This window comes from Rhizobium phaseoli (assembly GCF_010668805.1).
GTDB classification, from domain to species: Bacteria; Pseudomonadota; Alphaproteobacteria; order Rhizobiales; family Rhizobiaceae; genus Rhizobium; species Rhizobium phaseoli_A.
The window spans coordinates 81,727-91,012 of sequence record NZ_WUFT01000022.1; the positions used below are offsets into that span (position 1 = coordinate 81,727).

A 9,286-nucleotide genomic window follows, 5' to 3' on the forward strand; every position below is an offset into this window, starting at 1 on the left:
GTGTGTCGTTGATGTGTGAATAAATCATAAAGTGGAATGGGATGCCGGAGCGCGGGCATCGCGTTGCGGCCGCCTGGGATTTGGCTCGCTCAGCTGTTTTCCGCGATCGCCTCTTCGGGCTCGGGCTGGCGGCGTTTGCGGCGACGCGTCGTCAGTTCGGCGCCGGCATCGCGCGGCAGGCGCAGGAAGGTGATGCAGGCCAGTGCCGAAATCGCCGAGACGCTGAAGAAGGCGGTGTGGAAATCCGAGACCAGCAGCCTGCCGCCATGAAAGCTGCTCGAAATTTCGAGGATGCCGCCGGCGATCGCGACACCCATCGCCATGGAGATACGCTGGGCAACGGCGTTGATTGCGGTTGCCTGGCTGCTGTCGGCGTCGTCGACATCGCCGAAGGCCATGGCGTTGACGCCCGAGAAGGCCATGGAGCGGAACAGGCCGCCGATCAGCAGGCAGGCCATGATCAAATACAGCGGCGTCTCGGCGGTAAAGAGGCCGTTGATGCCGAGAAAGATCGCCGCCAGCAAGGTTGTGATCGATATCACGGTGCGGAAGCCGAAGGCATTGAAGGTGCGCGAAGCGGCGAATTTCGAGCCCATGGAGCCGAGCGCGCTGACGAAGGTGACCGAGCCCGATTGCAGCGGCGTCAGGCCGAAGCCGAGCTGCAGCATCAGCGGCATCAGGAAAGGCAGAGCGCCAAGCCCCATGCGGAAATTCGAGGCGCCGAGGATCGCGGCCCTAAACATCGGGTAGCGGAACATCTTCGGATCGAGAAGCGGATAGGGCGTGCGGCGGGCATGCAGGAGATAGAGGAGGCCGGCAAGAATGCCGACAGCCACCGTGACATAACCATAGACGAGCGGCACGGCCGGCAGGCTGATCACCGACAGGCCGAAGACGAAGCCGGAAAAGCCGATGCCGCAGAGGAAGAAACCGGGAAAATCCATCGGCCGCGGGCTGCGCGGCTCGACGGCCGGCAGGAAACGCGTGACGAGAATGATGCCGAGCACGCCGATCGGGACGTTGACCCAGAAGATCCAGTGCCAGCTGAGATAGGTGGTGAGGAAACCGCCGATCGGCGGACCCATCATCGGCCCGATCAGGGCGGGAATGGTCAGCCAGGCCATGGCATCGACAAGTTCGTGGCGCGGCGTTCCCCTGACCAACAGCAGGCGGCTGACCGGGGTCATCATCGAGCCGCCGGCGCCCTGGATCAGCCGCGCGACGACGAAGGCCGCGATCGAGTTGGAAAAGGCGCAGGCGACCGAGCCGATCATGAAGACGAAGATCGCCAAACGGAAGATGTTGCGCGCACCGAAACGATCGGACATCCAGCCGCTGATCGGGATGAAGATCGCCAGCGCCACGAGATAGCTGGTGACGGCAAGCTTCAGCGCGATCGGCGAAGTGCCGATATCGGCCGCGATCGCCGGCAGGCTGGTGGCGATGACGGTCGAATCCATCTGTTCCATGAACAGGGCGACCGCAAGGATCATGGGTGTCAGGCGGGGCACGGGCAACCGGGATGCAAAGAGGAAAATTGCGGCGCAACGGGCGTCGGTTGGGATCTGTTTGGTTCTACGGCAGCGATGCGCAGCTGTCCACGCGATCGATGTCACATACGGGTGAATGCGGCATGAGGCCGCTTGCCGCCGCCACGCTTTGCTGAAATAGATGCGCCGTCAGGTGCCCGCCGACCAGGCGGGAGAATCGGGAATTCGGTGTAAGACCGGAACGTGCCCAACGCTGTAAGGCCGACGTTTGCCGCTTATCATGCCACTGGCTTTTGCTGGGAAGGCTGCGGCAGACGGATGACGCCAAGTCAGAAGACCGGCCTGGCAAGATAGACCCAACCCGCGCGGACGGCGGGCGGTTGCGTTGTTGGGGATTTGACGATGCGACCCTTTGATGAGGATGCCCTTTCGGTGGCGTCCGGTTTTTCCTTGGCCGAACGCGAGGCCGTCTATCATGCGATCATGACGCGGCGCGACGTTCGCGGCCAGTTCCTGCCTGACCCCTTGCCCGACGACGTCGTGGAACGGCTGCTGACGGCTGCCCATCACGCACCCTCCGTCGGCTTCATGCAGCCGTGGAATTTCATTCTGGTGAAAAGTCTAACGGTGCGCACGCGCGTCCGTGATGCCTTTGCGAAGGCGAATGAGGAGGCGGCATTGATGTTTGAGGGCGAGCGGCGGCAGGCCTATCGCTCCCTCAAGCTCGAGGGCATAGCAGAGGCGCCGCTCGGCATCTGCGTGACCTGCGATCCCACGCGCAGCGGCAGCGTGGTGCTGGGGAGGACGCACAATCCGCGGATGGATAGCTATTCCACCGTCTGCGCCATCCAGAATCTCTGGCTTGCGGCGCGCGCCGAAGGGATCGGTATCGGCTGGGTCAGCATCTTTCACGAAGGCGACCTGAAAACCATTCTCGGCATACCCGAGCATATCGAGGTGGTCGCCTGGCTCTGCGCCGGTTTTGTCGACCGGCTCTATGATCAGCCGGAACTCTCGGTCAAAGGCTGGCGGCAGCGGCTGCCGCTCGAGGAACTCGTTTTCCACGACGGCTGGGGGCGGAGCGAGCCATAGCCAATTACTGCTGCTGCTGGGGTTGGGGGCCAGGTGCGGCAGGATTGGCAAGATCGATCGAGCCCTGGTCCCCGGCCAGAAACTGCGGGCCGACCTGGCGGACCTTGTTCTTCGTGGGGTCGTAGGGACGCTCCGGAACCGTTGGCTGTGGTGCGGCTGATGTCGCGGTATCCTTCACCGGCGGATTGGTGCGGATGGTGGTGATCGAGCCTTGCTGCGGCGGCTGGCTTACCGCCTGTTTGCCGCGCATCTCGTCATAATAGGCGGTGAGATTGCAGGCGCAGGAGGTTTTTTCGCCGGGCGTGCGGTTCTTGTAGGCAAAGGCGTTTTTCATGGCGCTGTAGGGTGTGCCGGTTGCGACCGAGATCATATTCGAGGCTTCGGTGCTCGTCACCTCGCGATAGAACAGTTGGGTCTCGATCCCCGGGCACATCTTGGCGCAGGTCTGGGCATCGCGGCCGAAATCGACCGAGGTGGCGTTCGAGCTGATCGGGAAGAAACCGCCGTCACAGCTGCGCACGCACATGGTGCTGACCGGTGACATCATGTCGGCCCGCGGCAAGCCGTAACGCGGATCAGCCTCCTCGCCGCCGCCGAGCGGTATGAAGGTATCGGACCGCATCGCCTGTTCCTCGACGCTCGGCGCCGGATCGTCGGCGATGCGCTCGGAGGGTGCATAGAAATTTTCGCTGTTGCAGCTGTTGCTGTCGAGCGCAGCCATCAGTTCGCGGCGGGCGCCGTCATCGGCACCGTTCCGGCCGACCAGCTCGTTGCGGCGGTCCTGGAGATAGCTGATATTGTCGATCATTCGGGCTTCGGATTGCGAGAGCTCGGCGCAATAATCGGCATTCTCGCCGCCGATAACAACCATGCTGCCAGAGGTGCAGCCATTGCTGCGCTGTTCGTTGCGGACCTTGCGCAGCTCGAGGTTCTGCTCGGCCATGGCGCTGGAATATTGGCGGGCTTCCGGACCGTTGCCATTGCCGATCGATCGCGGCAGGTCGGCAAGACGGCCGCGCAGGTCCTCGCAGATAACGCTGCTCTGCGCGGCGGCGGGCGCCGCGAAGGCAAGGAGGAGGGCAAGAGACAGGTTTCGGCGTTTCACGGCGTCGTCCCGGAATGAGCAAACGATCGGTGGGGCGAATGCGACGTCACCTCGCCGCGCCTTTCCTCTTAATGTATTTCTCTTAATAAGCTCAAAGAAAATCCTAGCGTATTTTTGCGATCTTATCCAGCAATCGCCCGAGACCCCGGTGAAAATGACAGGCTTTCCCAACGAGATCCGATCCTCCGCACCGGCATCAGGCGTACCCGAATCCCAACAGGGGCTGCACGTCTTCGCAGACGGTTGTTATGAGCCGGGATCCGGCCGTGGAGGCTGGTCATTTGTCGCCTATCGTGATGCGGTGGAAATCGCATCGGACTTCGGTGGCGTTGACGATTCCAGCAATAATGCGATGGAATTGACCGCCGTTCTCAAGGCAGTCATCTGGATCAACAGCGTGGCAATCGGCGAACCCGCGATCATCTGGTCCGATTCCGTCTATGCCGTCAAAGGCTGTAATAGTCGGCGACATATCTGGAAGAACAATGGCTGGAAGAAAATCAGCCCAAGTGGACATGGCCGACGGCGAACCATCGACAATGCGGACCTCTGGAAAGCCGTCGATCTTCAATTATCCCGGAACGCCTTGGTGACCATTGCCTGGTGCAAGGGTCATTCAGGGATTATCGGCAATGAGCGCGCGGATGCGCTTGCAGACAGAGGACGCCTGTCGATAGCCGGGGGCTGACATTGCCGGCAACCGGCTTACGCCGGTTGCGATGCCTCGACGACGGCGAGCGCTGCCATATTGACGACGCCGCGGGAGGTGACCGAGGGGGCGAGGATGTGGGCGGGCAGGGCGGTGCCGAGCAGGATCGGGCCGACATGCAGACCATCGGTCATCGACTTGACCACGCCGAGGGTGATGTTAGCGGCGTCAAGGTTCGGGAAGACCAGAAGGTTTGCTTCATCGTGCAGGGTCGTATCCGGCATGACGCGCTTGCGCAGCGCTTCGGTGATGGCGCTTTCGCCGTGCATCTCGCCGTCGACCTCGAGATCGGGGGCGGCCTCGCGCACAAGCTGCAGGGCGTTGCGCATCTTCGTGGCGCTTTCGGATTCGCGCGAGCCGAAGTTGGAATGCGAAACGAGGGCGGCGCGCGGGGTGATGCCGAAACGCCGGATTTCCTCGGCCGCCAGCACCGTTGCCTCGGCAACTTCCTCGGCACTTGGATTGAAGGTGACGTAGGTGTCGGTGAAGAAAGTGGCGCCGCGCTGCGAGATCATCAGGCTGAGGGCCGAGAAATCGCGGACGTCCTTGCGCTTGCCGATGATCTGGCGGACGTCGCGCAGGTGCTTCTCGTAGCGGCCTTCCAGACCGCAGATCAGCGCATCGGCCTCGCCGCGCCTCAGCGCCAGTGCGCCGATGACGGTGGTATTGGTACGCACGATGGTGCGGGCGGCTTCGGGAATGACGCCGCGGCGGCCGACGAGGGAAAAATACAGATCGACATATTCGCGGAAGCGCGGATCGTCTTCCGGATTGATGACCTCGAAATCCTGCAGCGGGCGGATACGCAGGCCGTAGCGCTTCAGGCGCGTCTCGATGACCTGCGGGCGGCCGATCAGGATCGGTTCGGCGAGGCCTTCCTCGAGCAGCACCTGGGCGGCGCGCAGCACACGCTCGTCTTCGCCTTCGGAGAAGATGACACGCTTGCGTTCGGCTGCCTTGGCCGCGGTGAAGATCGGCTTCATGACGAAGCCGGAGCGGAAGACGAAGCGGTTCAGCTGATCGAGATAGGCGTCGAAGTCCTGGATCGGGCGGCGCGCTACGCCGCTCTGCTCGGCGGCCTTGGCAACCGCAGGGGCGATGCGCAGGATCAGGCGCGGATCGAAGGGCGAGGGGATCAGGTAATCCGGGCCGAAGACCGGGGTTTCGCCGGAATAGGCGCGGGCGGCGACATCGGACGGCTCTTCGCGGGCAAGGGCGGCGATGGCGCGCACGGCCGCCATCTTCATTTCCTCATTGATCGTCTCGGCGCCGCAATCGAGCGCGCCGCGGAAGATATAGGGGAAGCAGAGGACGTTGTTGACCTGGTTGGCGAAATCCGAGCGGCCGGTGCAGATCATCGCATCGGGGCGGGCGGCACGGGCGAGATCCGGCATGATCTCCGGGGTCGGATTGGCGAGCGCCATGATCAGCGGCTTGTCGGCCATCTGCGCCAACAGTTCCGGCTTCAAGACGCCGGCGGCCGACAGGCCGAGGAAGACGTCGGCACCGCCGATATTTTCGGCGAGCGTGCGCGTATCGCTCTTCTGGGCGTAGACGGATTTCCATTCGTCCATCAGCTCGACGCGGCCCTCATAGACGAGGCCTTCGAGATCGTGGACCCAGATATTTTCGCGTTTTGCGCCGAGAATGACAAGCAGGTTGAGGCAGGCAAGGGCGGCGGCCCCGGCGCCGGAAGCAACGATCTTGACGTTTTCGATCGCCTTGCCGGCGAGTTCCAGTCCGTTGAGGATCGCGGCGGCGACGATGATCGCGGTGCCGTGCTGGTCGTCATGGAAGACCGGGATCTTCATCTTTTCGCGCAGGCGCCGCTCGACCTCGAAACATTCCGGCGCCTTGATGTCTTCGAGGTTGATGCCGCCGAAGGTCGGCTCCAGCGAGGCGACGGTCGAAACCATCTGCTCGACGCTTGCGGCGTCGATTTCGATATCGAAGACATCGATGCCGGCGAATTTCTTGAAGAGCACGGCCTTGCCCTCCATCACCGGCTTAGAAGCCAGCGGGCCGATGTTGCCAAGCCCAAGAACGGCGGTGCCGTTGGAAATGACGGCGACGAGATTGGCGCGCGAGGTATATTCAGCCGCCATCTCCGGATTGTCGCGGATGGCAAGGCAGGGGGCGGCGACGCCGGGCGAATAGGCAAGTGCCAGGTCGCGCTGGTTGCCGAGCGGTTTGGTTGCCTGGATCTCCAGTTTGCCGGGGCGGGGATAGCGGTGGAAGAACAGCGCCTGCTCGTCGAGATCGCCGCCTGTCAGGTTCTTTTCCGTCTTGGATTTTTCCTGGTGATCCATTGCCGCCTCCGTGCACGTCTTTTGTGCTCCCTCCATACATCAATCGGTTAGTGGCGACAGTATGGAAATGGGGGGGGCAGAAGTTTTCGTAGAGGCGATCGTCCGGGCGACAGCTGCGCTTAGCTAATCCTTTTGGAAAACTTGTTTGGCGAGCACCGGAGGCGCAATATGCCGCCGCGACGGTGCGGGGCGCCGGTCGCATGGAGGAAACCATGGACAATTTGAACCTGACGACCCTGCAAAAGGGGCAGACGATGGTCAATGACGTGGCCATCGATGCATTTGCTGCCGGATTTCGCGGCAAGCTCCTGACCAGTAAAGACATGGATTACAACGAGGCGCGGGCGATCTGGAATGCGATGATCGATCGGCGGCCCGGGCTTATCGCGCGTTGTGCCGGTGCTGCCGATGTCGTGCGCGCGGTGCGGTTTGCTCGCGACAACAATCTTCTCGTTTCGGTGCGAGGCGGCGGCCACGGCATTGCCGGCAATGCGGTCTGCGAGGGCGGTGTCGTCATCGACCTGTCGGCGATGAAATCGGTGCGGGTCGACCCGGAGACGCGCCGTGCCAGGATCGAGCCAGGCGCAACGCTTGCCGATGTCGACCAGGAAACACTGGCCTTCGGGCTGGTGCTGCCGACCGGCATCAATTCCACCACCGGCATCGCCGGCCTGACGCTTGGCGGCGGCTTCGGCTGGCTGACCCGCAAATTCGGGCTGACGATCGACAATCTGATTTCGGTCGATGTGGTGACGGCCGATGGCGAGCTGGTCAAGGCGAGCGAGACGGAAAAGCCGGACCTGTTCTGGGCGTTGCGTGGCGGCGGCGGCAATTTCGGCGTCGTCACCTCCTTCGAGTTCCAGCTCAACTCGCTCCATTCAGAGGTCCTCGCCGGGCTGGTGGTGCATCCCTTCGCTGACGCGGAGAAAGTGCTGAGGGAATATCGGCAGGCGCTGGAAGCCGCACCCGATGAACTGACCTGCTGGGTGGTGATGCGCCAGGCGCCGCCGCTGCCGTTCCTTCCGGCCGAATGGCATGGCAAGGAGGTCGTCGTGCTTGCGATGTGCTATTGCGGAGACATCGCGGCCGGGGAAAAAGCGACGGAAAGATTGCGGGCGATCGGAAAACCGATTGCCGACGTCGTCGGCCCGGTGCCGTTTACCGGCTGGCAGCAGGCATTCGACCCGCTGCTGACGCCAGGTGCGCGCAATTACTGGAAGAGCCAGGATTTCGCCTCACTCTCGGATGCAGCGATCGAGGTGCTGCTCAACGCCGTGCGCAAGCTGCCCGGTCCGGAATGCGAAATCTTCATCGGCCATGTCGGCGGTGCGGCTGGCCGCATTCCGACCGAAGCCACCGCATTTCCGCAGCGCAGCTCGCATTTCGTCATGAATGTGCATGCGCGGTGGCGGGAGGCCGGGATGGATGCAAGCTGCACCGGCTGGGCGCGCGAACTCTTCGAGGCAACCAAGCCGCATGCTGTGGGGACTGCCTACATCAACTTCATGCCTGAGGACGAGGCCGATCGGGTGGAAATGGCCTATGGCGCCAATTACGGCCGGCTTGCCGAAATCAAGCGGCGTTATGATCCGAACAATCTGTTCCGCATGAACCAGAATGTGAAGCCGATGGCGGCGGTGCGGGCTGCTTAACGGGATCCCCCGCGCTCAAGTCACAGTGCTCAGGCGCGGGGTAATGTCGTAAATCAAAGATGCCGAGTCTTAGTTGCACCGAAGGCAAACCCTTCAGGGGCTTGCCGCTTCTACCTTTACATCATGTGTCCAGATACTTCTTGTTTTAAAGCTAAACCAACCAGGACATCTCGCTGTGATTGGTAAGTAGCAAATCATGGGTCGGTGTACCATAATCTTGGACGAGATTATCGTTCTGTTCTTCTGGAGGTCGAGTTCTGTCGTAGTCTTCGAGGCTAATCCCTAGGTCGCCCTGATAGAAGTCTTTGATCGCGACAACAGGACTCGCGGGATATCCGGTCAAGACAAAGAGGTAGGGTACAGCATCGCCGTTTTCAGTCACGTTGAACAGTGCAACTTGCACGCCGCTGCCATAGTAGAATGCAGCACCGCTATCGGGATCAGAATATCCATAGTCGAATGAACCGCTGACGTTTATTACCTGAAACTGCTCGCCCGGATCCCAATATTCGTGATAAACTTGAAGCTCAATTGATCCAACACCGTCGCCCTTTGATTCATCGATTGTGTCAATGTGCGACAGCAATTCATGAGCCTTTTGGTCCGTAAACTCTGAGAGATAGGCCCAATCCCAAGTTTCGCTTTCGTCCGTGCTGATTAGATAGGTATCGTTGCCTTTTCCGCCAGCGAGAACGTCGCCAACGTGGTCGTTCCACTCTCGGTGATCTGCGGTTAGGTCAATTGTTTCGAGAGAAGATGGTTGCGACCAATTACCACCGACCAGAATATCATTGTCGGCATTTGTAATAGCCCCGTAAATCTCCGGACACGATCTCCCACTTAACAAGTGTGCGAGGTAATGTGCCCATTATGACCAGTCACAGTCCTAAGATAGAAGTCCTGTCCGGCCCTGAGCGCCGCCGTCGCTG

7 protein-coding genes and 1 riboswitch are annotated in these 9,286 nt (G+C 61.4%); of the genes, 3 read left to right on the forward strand and 4 right to left on the reverse strand.

Annotated elements, in window-relative coordinates:
* Positions 1–89: 89 nt before the first annotated feature.
* Positions 90–1,493, reverse strand: a complete 1,404-nt coding sequence (locus GR197_RS26935) for an MFS transporter (protein WP_164015160.1) — start codon at positions 1,491–1,493, stop codon at positions 90–92.
* Positions 1,494–1,664: 171 nt separating this feature from the next.
* Positions 1,665–1,850, forward strand: a riboswitch (cobalamin riboswitch).
* 42 nt (positions 1,851–1,892) lie between these two features.
* On the opposite strand from GR197_RS26935, the gene bluB reads away from it, so the two are divergent.
* Positions 1,893–2,582: a 5,6-dimethylbenzimidazole synthase gene (gene bluB / locus GR197_RS26940; protein WP_164015162.1), complete on the forward strand. Its 690-nt coding sequence runs from the start codon at positions 1,893–1,895 to the stop codon at positions 2,580–2,582.
* Positions 2,583–2,586: 4 nt separating this feature from the next.
* Here the strand turns inward: bluB and GR197_RS26945 are convergent, their stop codons facing one another.
* Positions 2,587–3,687: a DUF2865 domain-containing protein gene (locus tag GR197_RS26945; protein ID WP_164015163.1), complete on the reverse strand. Its 1,101-nt coding sequence runs from the start codon at positions 3,685–3,687 to the stop codon at positions 2,587–2,589.
* A 154-nt stretch (positions 3,688–3,841) separates the two neighbouring features.
* Here GR197_RS26945 and GR197_RS26950 point away from each other — a divergent pair, with 154 nt between their 5' ends.
* Positions 3,842–4,375, forward strand: a complete 534-nt coding sequence (locus tag GR197_RS26950; RefSeq protein ID WP_164015177.1) for a ribonuclease H family protein — start codon at positions 3,842–3,844, stop codon at positions 4,373–4,375.
* Positions 4,376–4,392: 17 nt separating this feature from the next.
* Here the strand turns inward: GR197_RS26950 and GR197_RS26955 are convergent, their stop codons facing one another.
* Positions 4,393–6,705 carry an NADP-dependent malic enzyme gene (locus GR197_RS26955; RefSeq protein WP_164015165.1) on the reverse strand — a complete coding sequence of 771 codons (2,313 nt, stop codon included), beginning with the start codon at positions 6,703–6,705 and terminating at the stop codon, positions 4,393–4,395.
* Positions 6,706–6,917: 212 nt separating this feature from the next.
* Here GR197_RS26955 and GR197_RS26960 point away from each other — a divergent pair, with 212 nt between their 5' ends.
* Positions 6,918–8,357, forward strand: coding sequence for an FAD-binding oxidoreductase (locus tag GR197_RS26960; protein ID WP_164015167.1), 1,440 nt, complete (start codon positions 6,918–6,920; stop codon positions 8,355–8,357).
* A gap of 151 nt (positions 8,358–8,508) precedes the next feature.
* Here GR197_RS26960 and GR197_RS26965 read toward each other — a convergent pair whose 3' ends face one another.
* Positions 8,509–9,204 (reverse strand): hypothetical protein, encoded by a 696-nt coding sequence (locus GR197_RS26965; protein ID WP_164015169.1) that lies wholly within the window; start codon positions 9,202–9,204, stop codon positions 8,509–8,511.
* Between the last annotated feature and the right edge of the window lie 82 nt (positions 9,205–9,286).

Excerpts from the sequence above, each read along its gene's own strand:
- GR197_RS26935 (WP_164015160.1), bottom strand. The coding sequence starts at position 1,493 with ATGATCCTTGCGGTCGCCCTGTTCATGGAACAGATGGATTCGACCGTC.
- bluB (WP_164015162.1), top strand. The coding sequence starts at position 1,893 with ATGCGACCCTTTGATGAGGATGCCCTTTCGGTGGCGTCCGGTTTTTCC.
- GR197_RS26950 (WP_164015177.1), top strand. The coding sequence starts at position 3,842 with ATGACAGGCTTTCCCAACGAGATCCGATCCTCCGCACCGGCATCAGGC.
- GR197_RS26955 (WP_164015165.1), bottom strand. The coding sequence starts at position 6,705 with ATGGATCACCAGGAAAAATCCAAGACGGAAAAGAACCTGACAGGCGGC.
- GR197_RS26960 (WP_164015167.1), top strand. The coding sequence starts at position 6,918 with ATGGACAATTTGAACCTGACGACCCTGCAAAAGGGGCAGACGATGGTC.